Below are 15,980 nucleotides of genomic sequence, written 5' to 3' on the forward strand. Positions count from 1 at the left end.
TCAACAAAATACGACAACCCAGCCCTAGATTTCTCGCCCCATCGTCAAGATAGTGACCATCCTCTGCCCAAGCGCGCTTCCCCCCTCTCAGCCAGGCCCTAAAATGACGGACACCGAGGACGAATTTTCCCGTGGAGCGCTGCCTGCTCTTCGCCAAGAGGGTAGAATTAAAACGGTTGGTAGGTTTAGCAGAATGCAAATAGCCCACCGATCAACTCTGAGCATTGGGAAAGAAGAAAACTGAATTTGATCAAACTATTTGTAGGTTTCTGCCCAACCATTTACAATTTCCCGGCCGACCACCCGCCTAATTGGCCAGGATGCTGACGCGCAAAAAAAAGCTTCTAGCTTGATCAGGTATGCGCAATAAAATCTACAGCTTTCACAGGGAGCGAAACTTAATAATGAGCAACTTATTGGATGATGGCATTCATATAGCCAAGCGCAGCGACTATAGCAGTGAATTCATCGAACAATGGACTCGTTTATTCCGAAGATGTTTCGGGAGCTCCGAGAAAAACGCGACTCTCGTGTTTCAAAAATACCTGCTGAATGAATCAAGAATCTGTTGCTCTATTAAAAATGGCACTATGGTGGCCGCGTACTGTGGCTTAAAATTAAGCCATGGAGACTCCGCAGTTTTCCTTTCTACGGACACCATGTCCGACGGGACTCAAAAGGGTTCTTCGATTATTCTTGGAAAGCGTTTGTATAAATCATTTGCCGAAGACGATATAGCTGTCGTGTGCGGCTACCCCAATAAAAACATAAGGAAAATACGCGAAAAAGGTTTGGGGTGGACACTGAAAGGAAATCTTCACCTGTATATAGGTGTGCCGTTTTTTTGGCGTTTCTTTAGAGACGAAATCAAAGACGATGGTTTATGGAAAGCGATAAGACCAACAGGTGGATGGTTCACAAGAAAAAAGCCATTATTTTTCAACCTTCTCGGCACAGATGGATTGTACTCGTCTAATTTGGGGCTGGTAATAACGTTATCGGCTTATCGACCCGGTTATTTTTTTATTAAGATACCCGGCTTCTTTTTCGAGCCGAGAAGTTTTGGTTACAAATATCTTACCGAAGATGTAGAAAAGAACGATGCTTTTTTGAAAAAAATCACACGACTCAATCTCGACACCATTGATATACCTTAATTTCGAGAGCCCCCCGCATGAAGTTAGCTTCTATATTTTTTATGCCTCATCAAGATGACGAGTTCGGCTTATTCCACCAGATTGAGCAAGCGTTAGCGGCTGGCCGATGGGTTCGCTGTATTTACGTAACCGATGGCTCCGCCACTGCTGACCCTGATCGTCGAGACCATGAGTCACGAACCGTTCTACAGAAGTTGGGAGTTGCCACGGACGATATTGTTTTTATCGGCCGACAATTGTCAATTATAGACGGTCAGCTGCATCGCCATATTGACGTATTTGTAGACTGGCTTGATTGCTTCCTTAATGACCATCCAACTCTTCATGCCTGTTTTGTGCCAGCCTGGGAAGGCGGTCACCCTGACCACGATCTGCTCCACGCCATTGTAGTTGAGTTATTAGCAGTCCGAACACATTCAGCGACCGTCTGGCAATACCCGCTCTACAACGCTCGGAATTGTTCAGGTCCGCTTTTCCGTGTGCTATCACCACTTCCAGAAAATGGCCCCATTGAGCAGCAGTCGATCACCTGGCGAGCTCGTTTTTTCTACATAAGACTTTGTCTTTCTTATCCATCACAATGGCGTAGCTGGTTAGGTTTATTCCCATTTGTAGGTGGCCATTATTTTTATTATGGCGTCCAATCGCTGCAAGGTGTGAATCGGCATCGACTAACACAGCCTCCACATCAACAACCTCTTTATTACGAAAAACGCGGCTTTCTCGATTGGCCAACAATGTGTAGTGCTATAGAGCAGTTACATAAAAAATTATCACGCCTGGGTTAGTCTCACTCACAAAAACCGTGCTCCCTCCCAAGAAAAAAACTCTTCTAGAGAGAGCAGGACCTTGAGCTTTCCATCTTTCAAAAATTCTGTTTATTTAGACTGTTGATACATCAACCTTGAATCAACAGTCCAAATAAAGGCCCGAAAACTGCGCAACTGCTTATTCACTAATTTAGAATTAATATCGTCGCAAACCATCAGTTTTTTGCTTATTTAATCCAATGATTTCACTGCGATCCTCAATGACAAAGACGATGGTGATCAACTACCAAATAATGGCAATGCCCCAAAAAACCTGCAAGGCTCACCCCGGACTCACCATCCCGTCAGTACACGACAGCCAATCCGCCCCCTAACAAAGGCCACGCCCCTCCAGCGCCTAGACTAAGACCTCTACTGATCAGTCGTCCAAAAATCTACCACCATCAACCACAGGAAACTCTGGCAAGAAGCATCATTTCCAGGTGATCAAGCTCACAAGCCAAGAATATCTACACGCCGTCAATTTAAAACGAACCAATATTATCCTCTTCGGTCGAAAGGCATTATCGACGAGGCGCTAATGAATTAATGCCACTCAACTGTTCTTCATTACAAATGAATATGCTAGTCTCACTCAAATTTTTTGCATGAGAGATGGAGCACTCACGTGTCTGATCAAGCGACGAAAATAGCGGTTCTGATCCCCTGCTATAAGGTGAGGAACCACATATTAGAAGTTATTCGGCAGATCGGGCCGGAAGTTTTTAAAATCTACGTCGTTGACGACTGCTGCCCAGAGGGCTCAGCTGACTTCGTCGTTGAACATTGCGTCGACGAACGCGTAATCGTGTTGCGCAATCCGGTCAATCTGGGCGTTGGCGGAGCGGTAATGACGGGGTACAGGGCCGCCATCGCGGATGGAATGGATATCATCGTCAAAATTGATGGCGATGGGCAGATGGACCCGAGCCTCATCAGCGACTTTGTATCGCCCATCATCGCAGGGAATGCTGATTACACTAAAGGTAATCGCTTTTTCAATTTAGAAAAAATATCCGAAATGCCAAAAATTCGGCTTTTCGGAAACGCTGTACTTTCGTTCATGACAAAGCTTTCTTCTGGATACTGGGAGTTGTTCGATCCAACCAATGGTTATACAGCCATACACAGTGAAATAGCCAAGCACCTTCCTCTTAACAAAATAAGCCAACGCTATTTCTTTGAAACCGACATGCTTTTTCGTCTTAACACATTGAATGCTGTTGTGATTGATATCCCTATGGATGCCAAGTATGAAGACGAAGTCAGCAACCTTAAAGTGTCCAAGGTAATTGGCGAATTTTTAATTAAACACATCCGAAACTTTGGAAAACGCATCTTCTATAATTACTATCTTCGAGGCATGTCTTTAGCGTCGATAGAGCTACCGCTCGGGCTAATATTATTGACGGCAGGATCAACTTTTGGGATTAGCCACTGGATTGACTCTCTGCATGCAAATATGCCAACCCCAGCAGGCACTGTCATGCTGTCAGCACTACCGGTCATTATCGGCATCCAACTTTTACTGGCATTTCTTGGCCATGATATTGCTTCTTCACCGCGTCAAGCTTTCCATGTATTACGCAAGAAACACATACTGACTAAAAAGGCCCCCCGCTCATGACCTATCTGATAGCGTTTGCTTGTGTTCTTGGTATTGCCACCGGGCAAATTCTATTTAAGCTGAGCGCTGTTTCTTTGCATGAAAGTGACAGTTGGTTTGATACCAAAACACTGATCACTTTATTTTCAGCTTTTGCATTATACGGAATCACTACGATAGCCTGGATATGGGTACTGCAAAAAATCGAGCTAGGTAAAGCATACCCATTGATGGCCCTTGCCTTTGTACTGGTCCCCTTAGGAAGTCACTTTGTCTTTGGAGAGCGCTTTCAACCACAATACTTCATTGGCGTTGCCATTATCATGCTTGGTATTATGGTTACCGTGAAGGCCTGAAGCGGTTATCGTAATACCTATACCAACGTGCGCTCGTCCAGATAGTCCATAACGTTCGAAACCACTGTCAATACATCGTCCTCCAATGTATTGAGATGAATATCTGGTGCCTGCGGGGCTTCGTAGATGGAGTCTATACCCGTAAATTTTTTGATCAATCCCTTACGAGCTTTGACATACAACCCCTTAGGATCTCGGCGCTCGCATTCAGAAAGCGGCGCATCAATAAAGACCTCTATGAATGTCTCAGCGCCGATGACGTCGCGAGCAAGCGCTCGGTCTCGCTCGAATGGCGAGATAAACGAGGTGATCACAATAAGACCTGCATCAACGAACAAACGCGACACTTCTGCAACGCGCCTAATATTTTCCTCACGATCAGCGTCACTGAAACCCAAGTCTCGACACAAGCCCATGCGAACATTGTCGCCGTCAATCAGGTAGGTGTGTCGACCTCGCTCAACCAGAGCAACTTCAATCGCATTAGCAACAGTGGTTTTCCCCGCGCCGCTAAGCCCGGTCAACCACAACACAAATGGTTTTTGCCCTTTCATAGAGGCCCTGGCGTTAGCACTTACGCTAGAAATTTGAAATACCAGATTATTATTCATTACACAGAGTCCATTGAAGGTTGGTTATTCGAGTGTTAAATGTTTTCACCGCTGAATATTAAAACATCGGGCACACACTTAAAATCTACAACTCCTGTTGCCAACTGTTCAGTCATCGGTAGTACGCGGAATAAGCATGCATCCAATAGCCGATGAAGGTATGTTTCTTCCTCGCCAACTGCCCCCAGTACTCCTGCATTCAAAAAGTATGTACCTGGATTTAGATTGCACTCAAAGGCAAACTCAACCTGAATTATAGTGCCGGGGGCCACATAACTGATCGTATCTAAAGGGCTCATGGCGGTAGCGGCCCCGCCCAATTCGACGCCAGTCAGAGTTTTAATCATCATACCAAAGCGGACACTCATGGCAGCAAGCGTGAAGTTGACTTTATAGGTGTAACGGTATGTCCGCCCGCGTATCAAACAATTAACAGATTCGCCGGCAAGATTGACAATCTGGGGGAATTGAATGGTTGCGCCTTGGGGTTCATAGGATAGTTCACTTTGGGTTTTCAAATGTGGATCGTAGAACTCGAAAATTTCATCAATAGCATTCTTCGAGGAAGTATGCTGAACCGACTCTACAATTGAATTCAGTGTCGACAAAGTTACATCACCCTCCGCACTAACCGCTGCGCGGATATCCTTAGCCTTCTCGGCAGGAGCATAAAGTAATTTTTGATATTTTCCGATGACATTTTTGGGGGCGCCTTCCGTGAGCTTATCGCCACCGTCCAAAAGAATGGCACGATCACACAGCTCTACAATTGCGCTCCCTGAGTGAGATACAAAAAGAATTGTTGCACCATTGGCTTTAATCGCTTCAATGCGTGCAAAACACTTACGCTGGAATAGCTCATCCCCCACCGACAACGCTTCGTCGATAATAAGAATTTGCGGATCCACATGAATCGCTACAGCAAAAGCCAGACGTACCATCATACCGCTGGAATAATTTTTGACGGGTTGATCAATAAAGCTACCTATTTCTGCGAACGCCTCGATATCGGAAAACCGGGAATCTGTTTCTTCTCGAGACAGTCCAAGTACCGCTGCATTCATATATACGTTTTCACGCCCACTGAAATCCGGATTAAACCCTGATCCCAACTCAAGCAGTGCGGCCACCCGTCCAGACGTATAAACATCTCCCGAGGAGGGCGTTAGCGTCCCGCAAATAATCTGCAACAAAGTAGATTTTCCACTGCCATTGCGCCCGACAATACCAACGGTCTCGCCTTTCCTTACAGCAAAAGATATTTCGCGTAGTGCCCAAAATTCTCTGAAATATTGTTTACGCCGACCATTAAACATCTGAAAGAAGCGATCGCGCGGCGTGTCGTAAACATGGAAACATTTACTGACGGCGCTTACCCTTATTGCAAAATCAGAGCACATCGGAAAACCCTTTTCGCATCTTCTGGAACCAGAAAAACCCTCCCCAAAATACGACCAATGCAATAAGAGAATAATAAAACAATCCGACAAAATCGGGCATTACACCCCAAATCAATATATCGCGAGCTTGTTCGATTATAAACGTCAAAGGATTAGCCATGATAAGTGGTTGAAACTCTAGCGGCAAATTTTTAACGGGAAAAAAGACCGGTGCTAAAAACATCATCATGGTGGTGATAATAGTCACGGTTTGCCCTACATCTCGCAGAAAAACACCTAGGGATGCGAGAAACCACGCCAACCCCAGCGCAAGGAGTAATAACGGAAAAAGCACCAAAGGAAGAAACAACACATGCCAATGAGGAACACCGATGAGCAGGGTGTATGCCAATAGCCAAACGGTCAGGCTGACCAGCGCGTGAAATAGCGCCGCACCTGCAGCCACGACAGGCAAAATTTCGAGAGGGAAAACTACTTTTTTTACATAGTTGACGTTCCCTACAATCAGGCTGGGAGCTCGATTAAGAATCTCCGCAAACAGGCCATATACGATCATACCGATGAATAGCACAACGGCGAACATGGCCTTACTTTCTTCTACCCCGTTCTCAGCTATTCCCCAGCGAGAACGGAATACTACAGAAAAAACAAAGGTATATACCGCAAGCATCAGTAACGGGTTGAGAAAGGACCAACCCAGACCAAGAAACGATCCCTTATAGCGACCAACTACTTCGCGCCTCGTCATTCGACCAATCAACTGGCGATTCAACCACAAACTACGTAACAGAGCCCACATGGATATCGGTTGAGGGGCATGCGGATTCATCGCCTGCCCTCTGTATTTTCCAGCGTACCCAGTTGAATATAAATATTGATATCCGTTCTCCTCAAGTCCGACCTATACCGCTTCCAAATATAAAATAGATAAGCAGTCGAGGCATCACCATCTCTAAATTCACCAAAAGCCCTCTAAAACACCCAGTGGCGCCACCGAAAAGAAGGAACCACTAGGAGAACTGCCATGATGTAATGTGATCCTTAGAAACCCGGCTTACTCTTCATCTTATGCTGATTCAGCAGCACAGACGGGTGAAACCTGCCACTCTTTTTCACCACACTCCGTGTCACTCTTCTTTTCGACACCGAACAGAAGAATCAAGCCCAACACCATCACTAATGGTATCGTTGCAAATAAATATCGAAAATCCGAAGCGATGCTGGTCGGTAGGAAAGAGCCATACATCAGGAGTGTCGCCAGAGCAATAACTCCACCTATGGTTTTAACAGGCCCTGGGGAGATTCTGCGTGCACCGATGGCAACAATCACTATAAGCGCCGCCATCCAAAAAACATGACGGTAAATTGGCCAACTGAAAAAAGACACGGCCATATCATATATTCTTTGAGCCCTTGGGGTAGTTCCCTGCCTGACTCCCGATGCAGCCAGATACTCTGGATTACCTTCCACACCAACAAAGACGGGCAGCGTGCCATTAAGCCCTCGCAGCCCCAGCAATGTCGCATAGGTTGTAAAACGGTGCTCCATATAAGCACTCGGGTTCTGCTTCACCATCTCCCACCACTCATGCCGAAGCGTTTCGCTTGGTATGGCGGCGAACCAAGCACGAACAACTGGGTTCAGATCAAGAAAGTCAATTCTACTTGGATCGTAAACAGACTTGATGGCAGCAAGCTGCTCTTGAGTCACAGGGTTAGCAAGTTGGTTAGGGGGTAACTTTGAATTGCTGATGATACCCGCAAGGTCAAACTGAATGATGCTGCGAAACCCCACAGAACTGGCGCGATCCCCAGCTCCCGTCACGGTCGAGTTGGCCTGATGCTGAATTCCCAAGACAGCACTTGCGAACAAAACAATGATCAGCGAAGCACCTAGGATTTTTTTAGTCGATTTGAAGGAATAAAGAGCAACAATCAGCGATAGCAACAGGACGGGCGCCATGAACACCCCTTGCTGGCGAGTCTGATATCCGGCGCTTAGAAAAATTATCGACAAGCCAATACACCAATACCGACGCAAAGGTGAGCCCACCGTTGCGGCAATAGCGCATGCGCTAGAAGCTGTTAATAACGATGCGAAGAGTACGTCTTTCCATACAATGCCTGAATAAATGAAAACGATGGGATTCATTATCAGGAGGAACGCAGCGAGCACTCGCCACGTTGGAACATCACGAAGTCCCTGAGCGGCGCGCATCTGCAACATCGTTAATACAACAACTGCAAAGGCTCCATACAAAAGTATTGAATTGATCATTACGAACATCGCAGCAGATAGCTCTCCCCCACCTAGCCACCTGAGCAGCGCCGACATGAAGGGGGGGCCCCAACTCACAGATCGGCCTATATGGGCCTCGTAGAGCTGTATGCTCGTGTCCATCGACATCTGCCCAGGCGCATGCATCGCAATCGCTGCACATGCAAGTACGAAGGTGAGCAAAATAATGAGCCGGCTGACACTGCTCGAATTAATAGCAAGCAACGCATGCAAAGTCTTGCTTTGAAGTATACCCGGTCGCTGTTGTTTAACATCCATTACTGACATTTCAACAAGTCCTGTTCAGCGATAAAAATCATCGGGAGATGCGCTTCATAACACCGGGAACACCTTCCGTACGAAGAACTTCCCATGCGCGCTTGGCCAACAATACACCGTGACGTGGGTCGTCCAGTACCTGTCCCAAATGTGCGCGAACACGGCTAGAACTGAAGACCATCGGAACGCCACCCGCCTGATAACCTGGCGTCAAAGCAGACGTCACCCGAAGTATTTCCGCTGCCGAAGATTCAGAATCAAAAAGGGCCGGAAACTCCACGCGCCCCTGGGATTCCCACCAGGCCAGGTAACCACCACCTTCAGTTGCAAAAGGATCAGGAAAGGCTTGTTGCAGATCCAATCGCTCGCGATAAATGAGTCGTGCGGCCTTGGGAATGACAGTGCCGTCGGCAAAACGTGAAAATGCCCAAGGTACTTGGCTTAAAGGGTCCTTGCCCAAATCAGCAATCGTATCCGCGTACCATTTGATCAGCGCGTGTGCAGTCGGTTGGTTCGCAGCGTTTTTCCAAGCCATGGTCCGATGCGCACCGCTGTCAAAACCAGTGAAGTGATAGAAGCCAAGAGGCTGGCCGTCCACCATCACGCTATCTGGCAACTCACCAGTAATCTGCCGAGTAGTAATGTTCCATGGAGCTACGTTTAGACGCGACGTTCGAAGGATGCACACGCCCTCGAAAAATGCTGGTACCAGATCGATCCAACGTTGATCGGTGAACAATCCATTGTGAATTTCAGCGCGACAGAAATAATAGAGACGGTCCGACCACCACTGAGCAAACTGCTTGCCTGTTTCCGTAGGCGCAACGGCGAGGAAACCCAGGTTGTAAATGCCGTGCTTCAGGCTGGAGATCTCGTTATCCATGATGGCGGCTAATGTCGGCTCTGGGGTGACCTGGTGAGGCGTCAGCGCAATATTTGAATGCTGGAGGGCCTCCAGTACATCATTCAAAGGTGAAAACAATACGGTGTCCGGGTCAAGGTAGATGACACCGGAGCAATCTTTACGATCAAGCAGACGAGCGAGGAGGAACGGCTTGATGGCCGTCGATAACTCAACGATGGTGTGACAAAACGCCCAGCCGTTCACATCCGGTATGTCGAGGCTGCTGATAGGATGAATTTCATCAAACGGCTCTGCAGAAAGGTCCAGACCGGCGGGTACTTCATCCGACAACGCCAAGTGCACGACCCAGTCAGGATGGTATTTTTTAATCGATTCGACCAAAGCCCGGACTTTTGGAATGTAATTACAGGCCGCGCTGGTATAGACATGTATTTTTTTCAAGAAATAACCTTAAGACTTAAAGGGTGAAGAAAGCGATCAAAAGCCAGGATATCTTCAAGCAAACCCGGGCCATCCTGTCGCTTTGCGATGTAACCGGTATCCAGACTCCGCACTAAATCAGCTTGAGCGCCCAAGTCCAGACAGATCAATGGCAACTTCATCGATAGGATTTCGTGGGCGACAAAGGAAAATGTTTCAGGGCAAATTGATGGCAAAAACGCAATACTGATCCCATATTTTTCAACAATTTTGGGTAAATCATCCTGTGCGTAAGGCCCCGTTTCCTTCACCACCGGCGCAGGACAAGGTGCATCCAGATTTCCAATAACCACGATTCGAACTGGCGCGTCCGTCTGACAAATTGCCTCAGCCAGACTTTCCAGGACGCCCGCTCCTTTATGATGGGAAATGGAACCTATCACCCCAATCGTCAGATATTTTTGCGGCTTTTTCGGAAGGCTGACTTCGCGAAGCGGCTTCACATAGTGAGGACACAGTTTAGCCCTGGCTCCCATGCCGGGATAAGCCCGCTCAAGCAGGGCAAGAGACGACGTTGAAAAGCAACGAACTTCATCCGCGCACCTCAGCAACTCCCCCCACATTTCGCGCCAACGTACAATTGACCGCTCACCAGCGAGGGACACAAATCCATCGGGATGGTTATTCAAACAAGAATGACAGCGTGTTATCGAAGGTATGCCGCAGTACTGCCCCTTATCGTCCAGTAGGAAGTGCGACGGGCAGACAAGAAAATACTCATGTATCGCCACGACCAGGCTAGCCTTGGTTCGCTGCTTCAAGACCAGCATAAACTCTCTAAGATTTTGCGGCTGGGGGAAAGAAACCGCACAGTTGAAAAAGACCTCTCTTAGATCTGCACGCACCAACAGTTCAACCAAGCTGTTCAAGTTCGACAGCTTGCACGAATAGGACCCGTTGTGGTCGCGTACTTCGACAAACGTCTGCATGGACGACACGCGGAAGCTAAGCAATATCACGGTATCGTCGGCTGCACTCCAGGCAGACGCCACACGCTCGCGAAAGAGATTGGCCCCTCCACCCATTGAATGATCAATCAACAAGCGGCAAGGCCGATTCTTCAGACGTGCTGCGAGAGCGACTTCGTCCTGGCTCATTAACGTTGGATTTCGCCCACGATACCGGAGGAACTTTTTGATCAGTGTCCTGATGTTTCCCCGGCGTAAGTAAGCCCAGGCGCGCTTGGCGAGATATATGCTCTCTGCCACTTCTGCTCCGAATGCTGTGTCGAGCGCAGACAGAGCGAGTTCGTGGCGACCTGTCACTGCATCCTGCATCTCGAAAACCAACTCGACTTTTTCCGGAGGCTCACCTCCCCAGCCAGCGATAACCATGAAGCCCGAATTTCCCGCTTGGTCATTATCCGGAAACGCCGACGCAACATCTTCGCGCACCCTGCCCAGCGACACGGCAACACGCTCGACCCGCCCATCAGCGAAGAGCATATTCAGGTGCGACTGAACGATCTTATGTTCATGATCCAGCGCCCATCCGAAGCCGAACAGACCATGGGGATGACGAACGAAATGATCGATTTGGCAGATCAAGGTCGTTGACCGTACTTCTGCTTGATTGAGACGCGGCACGTCAGAACCCACTACATCCATGTGTATCTGTTCCAATATCGAGTTACCATCACAAAAATTCTTTGACATTCGCCAAAGTCACCGGTTAGACCTTCAAATCCAGCTTTGGCGCATCTTGCAGAGACTCCGAGGCAGGCACTGGGGCCTCATCAGAACTTGACGCCTGAAAATTTGCGTGCGCTAACGCTTCCTGCTGTTCCATCACGATCTTTTCGGCATAAGCCAAAGCGTCGCTGGTCAGAAGGAGCTGAGCATCAAGCTTTTGCATCTGTGCCAGGCGCTCAATTGCAAGCAACTGAGTTTCCTCAAAAAGTGCCAGCAGCTCATCCTTTCGTTTGAATGCATCCTGTTGCTCACTCACGACCCGCTCGGCGAGCGCGAGCGCGGCACTCGTCTCAATTAGTTGAGCATCCAATTTTTGCATGTGTTCCAGACGCTCAATCGCTAACAACTCAATCTCACGAAATCGAGCCAACTCAGTTTCCCGGAATCGAGCGTACTCCTCGTTTTGAGACATGAGAACGCCCTGCTGCTCCAATACGATTTGCTCAGCGTGCGCGAGCTCAGCACTCATCTGACTCAATTGGCCATCAAGCTTTTGCACTTGCTTCAAACGCTCAACTGCCAGGGACTCGAATTCGTTAGGACGAGAACGCGCATCCCCCCTAAGCTTTAGCTCTTCCTGCTGACGCAGCACAATTTGCTCGGCGCGAGCCAGAGCATCGCTGGTCTCTATAAGTTGAGTGTCGAGTTTTTGCATCTCCTCCAGACGATCGAGTGCCAATTTCTCGGCAGACGCCAACCCCTTGCTCAACGCGCTGATACGCAACTCCATGACCGAAAGTTGGCGATCATTCTGGAAAAATCTTTGAACTGAAGTCAGTGTCGGAATGATATCACGCCGATATTCGCTGATTATGCCCTGCCACTCGAAACTCTCGCGTAAAGCGCGCGGCGTGAGTCCTCTCTCGATCGCACTCCGTACGCTTTCATAGGCTTGCAACACAAGCGACGGAAGAGCCGCTTGCCTGGTGCCCGCACCATGCGAGAGTGCTGGAGCGATGAAGTCCCGCGCGAAGTGAGCAATCGTTTCGGACGCAGGTTTTAAATTCAGCCAACCCGCAACATCGGATAAAAATGTGGCTGGCTGGCTAAGCATATGGTCAAACGCGAAAAATCTGATGTCATCGGCAACATCAAGATATTCCATAGCTCCGAGAAGATGCGTCATCCATAGCCACGCTGCACGATCCGAGGAAATACCATCGCGCCGGGCCAGCGAATGCACAACCTCAGCTGGATCACGCACCACTATCATCAACCGTGGCTTGATACCCAATTGTGAGAAAACCTGCCCCCAAAAAGGTGCCAGCTGGCACATTCTCGGATCCTTGAATCCCCACGCAGGTACTTCGTCAAACAGGACTCGAACCAAACTCATCGCTTCGTCAATACAGGCGTCCCACCGATGATCGCGCTCAAGCAGTGGAGGCAACGGCGAGTCCCATCGGCAGTCGTACAAGGCAAGCAATCTATCGTTGAATTGGACAATCTCGCGCTCTTCGAAATAGCCCTTGGGATTCCATTCGTCGCCTTTAAATAAGGAACTCCCCATCACCAGCCCCAACTGCTCAAGGCCTGCGGCAATGGCGCTGGTGCCACTACGATGCATACCCAGCACGATTACCACATTTTCATTCGCGTCAACTGGATACATTATCAAAAACTCTATTTTGTTGATATTTTGACAAAAGTCAGACCAAAAGGCCCTTTTACTGACTTAAATGAGCTGCTGTAGATCCTGAATATTCATAATTATGCCTGAGGGACGCACTGTGCCCGCGAAGCGAAATGCGGTGGTGCGCTGGTGAAGGTATGAATGATCCCCTCCGCGCCCCAACAAACCCAATGCCCCTGAACACACACAGATTCAGATCTTTTTCATGACGGTAGCAAGCACGAGACCTAAATTCCCCAGCAGAGTTTGCCGGTACAGCCCTGCCAGCCAGATTCCCGAAATCCTGCGAAGAACTTTTTGCTCGCGCGCCCACTTGAAGTGAGTAAGCGTCACCTGGCTATCGGGGGACAGCCGATGATGCATGGCATCCAGCGCCTGTATATTTTGTTCATTCCATTCGTGAAAACGTCCCTGAAACACCATCCGCAAGCGAATCAGCCTGGCAAGCCAGCCGGAATTACTGCCAACCACGTTCTCCGCATGTTGCCGATATTTCATTTTGGGTTCGGGATCGTAGTGAATAACCCCCCCCACACCGGAGATCAGTTGATATAACCACCAGTCGTGAGCAGGTACCTGCAGCTCAGGGCCGGCTTCGCACAGCAGCGTGCGGGCAGCCCGGTTGAAGACCATCGTATTGCCCCCTGCGATGCTTTGAACCAACGCATTACTAAAACCTGGCGAGAGTCTAAAATGAGGCGAGTACCCAAGATGAACGCCAGTTTCACCAATTAATTGGGTGCGACCACAATAAAGCGCAGGCCTATGAGCGGGTACTGTCTGCAGCCAAGCCAGAGCCACTTCTAACTTGTCATCATTCCAAATATCGTCCTGGTCCGACCATGCAAAAAAGTCGGCATCAATATCTGCTCGAGACGTCAGCGAGAGAAAATTGGCGGCGAACCCTTTTTTTGGTCCCTCCAGCATCAGCAGTCGGTCCTGCTCCCAACGATTACGATACCCCTCCAAAACCGCAAGAGTGCCGTCCATGGACCCATCATCAGACACCACCAGGGACCAATTGGAATGAGTCTGCCGCTCAAACGAGTCGAGCTGCTCAGCCAGAAATGACTCGCCGTTGTAGGTGCACATCAACACCACAACTCTTGCTCCGCGAGGATCACGCGATTGCAGGCGAGAAGGACTACACACTGTAAGAATAGACACTAATATCCCATCGCGAAGAACTGAACACCCTGTAGGGAACAGGGGATATACGCCCGGCGGCCGCGAAAACTGAGTGCAACACCTGACCTTTCCGGTACGGTGCTGCCCCTATGTCCTATTCCGAACTCAGCGTCGAAGAGCGCGCCATCATTCAACTCAGTCAAGCTCAAGGCTTCAGCCTGCGCGGCATTGCTCGCCTGATTGACAGGTCGCCCTCGACCATCAGCCGAGAGCTGAAGCGCAATCGAGGCAGTAGTGGTGCTTACTCGGCCCGCTGCGCCCAGCAACAGATGAACATTCGGCGCCAGGTTTGTCGCCCCAAGCGCAAGCTTGTGCCGGGCAGCGAGCGCTTCGAACTGGTGGCCCACATGCTGCGTAAGCGTTTGTCTCCCGAGCAGATTGCCGGCAAGCTGCGCAGCATGACCATACCCAACCTCAGAGATGCCTACGTCTGTCGTGAGACGATCTATAACGCGATCTATGCCTTGCCGGTCGGCGAGTTGCGCAAGGAGCTGATCGTCTGCCTGCGCCAAGGCAAGACGACGCGCCGGCCGCGCTCTGGTGGCGTGGATCGGCGCGGCCAGATCCCTGAGATGGTCAGCATTCATGTTCGCCCGCCAGAGATCGAAGACCGGCTGATGCCGGGGCATTGGGAGGGCGACCTGATCAAGGGTAAGGCCAACGCCTCGTCGGTAGGCACGTTGGTGGAGCGCACCAGTGGCTACCTGATGCTGATGAAGATGAACGACGCAACGGCGACCTCGGCGATGGAGGGCTTCAGTGCAGCGCTCAACAGCATGCCGCTGGCGATGCGCAAGAGCATGACCTACGACCAGGGCCGGGAGATGGCGCGGCATGCTGAAATCACCCAGCAGACAGGGGTCGCTATTTACTTCTGCGACCCGCACAGCCCCTGGCAGCGCGGTAGCAACGAAAACATCAACGGCCTGATCCGCCAGTACCTGCCCAAGGGGACTGACTTGTCGGTACACAGTCAAGAGCAATTGAATGCCATCGCCTTGGAGCTGAATATGCGCCCCCGTAAACGCTTCGATTTCAAGTGCCCGATCGAAGTCATGGGCGAGGTGATGCAGGAAGCCATGGCTATGCGGCATCATGCTCCAGCTTCAAATCAATAACCGTGTTGCACTCAGCTTCTGCAACCGCCCCCTTATAAAGCAATAAGTATTACAGCTATTTTCCGTGGGTACAATCCAACTCAGTGACCAATGATCAGTTTCGTAACAGAGAGCGCATGCCTTGAAGCCAAGCGCGCGGCCGCACTGACGCTAAAGCCTACAAAGAAAGCTGAAATTTCCTAATAACTGCAGGGAAAAATCTTGAATCTCGGCGGCGACAAGCCACTACCAAGCGATTTTTTTGACATAGTCATGAGATTGACATAAAGCAAAGCAACAAATACTGCCCCCTCTGAATTTCGCCTTATAAGAAAGTTCATTATTTTTATAGAGGAAAACATTACTTAAACCCGTATTACTTATTCGATGCACGAATAGCAGTAATACTTAATTGCCATCAGTCCTTGGGACCAAGTGACTCACATCAACAATCCTGAAAGCACCCAATCAGGCATTGGAGTAACATCCAAATCCACTCCAATATGAGGCCCGTTTTCCGGCTTCTTGAT

At 49.3% G+C, this 15,980-nt stretch carries 13 protein-coding genes; 5 read left to right on the top strand and 8 right to left on the bottom strand.

All coding sequences use genetic code 11. The features are described from left to right. The first annotated feature begins 404 nt into the window (after positions 1 to 404). From P2T68_RS27295 to P2T68_RS27310, 4 genes are all read left to right on the top strand, one after another. The gene (locus P2T68_RS27295) at positions 405 to 1,157 is read left to right on the top strand and encodes a hypothetical protein (protein ID WP_069077444.1); all 753 of its coding nucleotides are present in this window, start codon (positions 405 to 407) and stop codon (positions 1,155 to 1,157) included. A 17-nt stretch (positions 1,158 to 1,174) separates the two neighbouring features. Further along, positions 1,175 to 1,945: a PIG-L family deacetylase gene (locus P2T68_RS27300; protein WP_081329235.1), complete on the top strand. Its 771-nt coding sequence runs from the start codon at positions 1,175 to 1,177 to the stop codon at positions 1,943 to 1,945. 649 nt (positions 1,946 to 2,594) lie between these two features. Continuing rightward, a complete protein-coding gene (locus tag P2T68_RS27305) occupies positions 2,595 to 3,593 on the top strand; it encodes a glycosyltransferase family 2 protein (protein ID WP_069076794.1) in 999 nt (332 codons plus the stop codon). Continuing rightward, positions 3,590 to 3,928: an EamA family transporter gene (locus P2T68_RS27310; RefSeq protein ID WP_069076793.1), complete on the top strand. Its 339-nt coding sequence runs from the start codon at positions 3,590 to 3,592 to the stop codon at positions 3,926 to 3,928. Before P2T68_RS27305 ends, P2T68_RS27310 begins: the two co-directional genes overlap by 4 nt. Positions 3,929 to 3,945: 17 nt before the next feature. Here the strand turns inward: P2T68_RS27310 and cysC are convergent, their stop codons facing one another. The 8 genes from cysC to P2T68_RS27350 form a co-directional block, all read right to left on the bottom strand. Then, on the bottom strand, positions 3,946 to 4,539 hold the full coding sequence (gene cysC / locus P2T68_RS27315; RefSeq protein WP_069076792.1) for an adenylyl-sulfate kinase: 594 nt from the start codon (positions 4,537 to 4,539) through the stop codon (positions 3,946 to 3,948). Between the two features lie 35 nt (positions 4,540 to 4,574). Then, entirely contained in the window at positions 4,575 to 5,939 is a 1,365-nt protein-coding gene (locus tag P2T68_RS27320; RefSeq protein WP_069076791.1) for an ABC transporter ATP-binding protein, read from the bottom strand. Beyond that, a complete protein-coding gene (locus P2T68_RS27325) occupies positions 5,929 to 6,768 on the bottom strand; it encodes an ABC transporter permease (RefSeq protein WP_069076790.1) in 840 nt (279 codons plus the stop codon). Before P2T68_RS27325 ends, P2T68_RS27320 begins: the two co-directional genes overlap by 11 nt. 237 nt (positions 6,769 to 7,005) lie before the next feature. Further along, entirely contained in the window at positions 7,006 to 8,505 is a 1,500-nt protein-coding gene (locus P2T68_RS27330; RefSeq protein ID WP_193689647.1) for a hypothetical protein, read from the bottom strand. A gap of 28 nt (positions 8,506 to 8,533) precedes the next feature. After that, positions 8,534 to 9,802, bottom strand: a complete 1,269-nt coding sequence (locus tag P2T68_RS27335; protein WP_069076788.1) for a glycosyl transferase — start codon at positions 9,800 to 9,802, stop codon at positions 8,534 to 8,536. After that, positions 9,799 to 11,448 carry a glycosyltransferase gene (locus tag P2T68_RS27340; RefSeq protein WP_277378554.1) on the bottom strand — a complete coding sequence of 550 codons (1,650 nt, stop codon included), beginning with the start codon at positions 11,446 to 11,448 and terminating at the stop codon, positions 9,799 to 9,801. Before P2T68_RS27340 ends, P2T68_RS27335 begins: the two co-directional genes overlap by 4 nt. Positions 11,449 to 11,512: 64 nt before the next feature. Further along, positions 11,513 to 13,144, bottom strand: coding sequence for a hypothetical protein (locus P2T68_RS27345; protein WP_069076787.1), 1,632 nt, complete (start codon positions 13,142 to 13,144; stop codon positions 11,513 to 11,515). Between the two features lie 213 nt (positions 13,145 to 13,357). Beyond that, a complete protein-coding gene (locus P2T68_RS27350; RefSeq protein ID WP_257785229.1) occupies positions 13,358 to 14,299 on the bottom strand; it encodes a glycosyltransferase family 2 protein in 942 nt (313 codons plus the stop codon). A gap of 143 nt (positions 14,300 to 14,442) precedes the next feature. On the opposite strand from P2T68_RS27350, the gene P2T68_RS27355 reads away from it, so the two are divergent. After that, positions 14,443 to 15,471 carry an IS30 family transposase gene (locus P2T68_RS27355; RefSeq protein WP_019818564.1) on the top strand — a complete coding sequence of 343 codons (1,029 nt, stop codon included), beginning with the start codon at positions 14,443 to 14,445 and terminating at the stop codon, positions 15,469 to 15,471. Positions 15,472 to 15,980: the final 509 nt, after the last annotated feature.

It is taken from the genome of Pseudomonas sp. G11 (genome assembly GCF_029457515.1).
GTDB classification, from domain to species: Bacteria; Pseudomonadota; Gammaproteobacteria; order Pseudomonadales; family Pseudomonadaceae; genus Aquipseudomonas; species Aquipseudomonas gorinensis.

Excerpts from the sequence above, each read along its gene's own strand:
- P2T68_RS27295 (WP_069077444.1), top strand. The coding sequence starts at position 405 with ATGAGCAACTTATTGGATGATGGCATTCATATAGCCAAGCGCAGCGAC.
- P2T68_RS27300 (WP_081329235.1), top strand. The coding sequence starts at position 1,175 with ATGAAGTTAGCTTCTATATTTTTTATGCCTCATCAAGATGACGAGTTC.
- P2T68_RS27310 (WP_069076793.1), top strand. The coding sequence starts at position 3,590 with ATGACCTATCTGATAGCGTTTGCTTGTGTTCTTGGTATTGCCACCGGG.
- cysC (WP_069076792.1), bottom strand. The coding sequence starts at position 4,539 with ATGAATAATAATCTGGTATTTCAAATTTCTAGCGTAAGTGCTAACGCC.
- P2T68_RS27320 (WP_069076791.1), bottom strand. The coding sequence starts at position 5,939 with ATGTGCTCTGATTTTGCAATAAGGGTAAGCGCCGTCAGTAAATGTTTC.
- P2T68_RS27325 (WP_069076790.1), bottom strand. The coding sequence starts at position 6,768 with ATGAATCCGCATGCCCCTCAACCGATATCCATGTGGGCTCTGTTACGT.
- P2T68_RS27330 (WP_193689647.1), bottom strand. The coding sequence starts at position 8,505 with ATGTCAGTAATGGATGTTAAACAACAGCGACCGGGTATACTTCAAAGC.
- P2T68_RS27340 (WP_277378554.1), bottom strand. The coding sequence starts at position 11,448 with ATGGATGTAGTGGGTTCTGACGTGCCGCGTCTCAATCAAGCAGAAGTA.
- P2T68_RS27345 (WP_069076787.1), bottom strand. The coding sequence starts at position 13,144 with ATGTATCCAGTTGACGCGAATGAAAATGTGGTAATCGTGCTGGGTATG.
- P2T68_RS27355 (WP_019818564.1), top strand. The coding sequence starts at position 14,443 with ATGTCCTATTCCGAACTCAGCGTCGAAGAGCGCGCCATCATTCAACTC.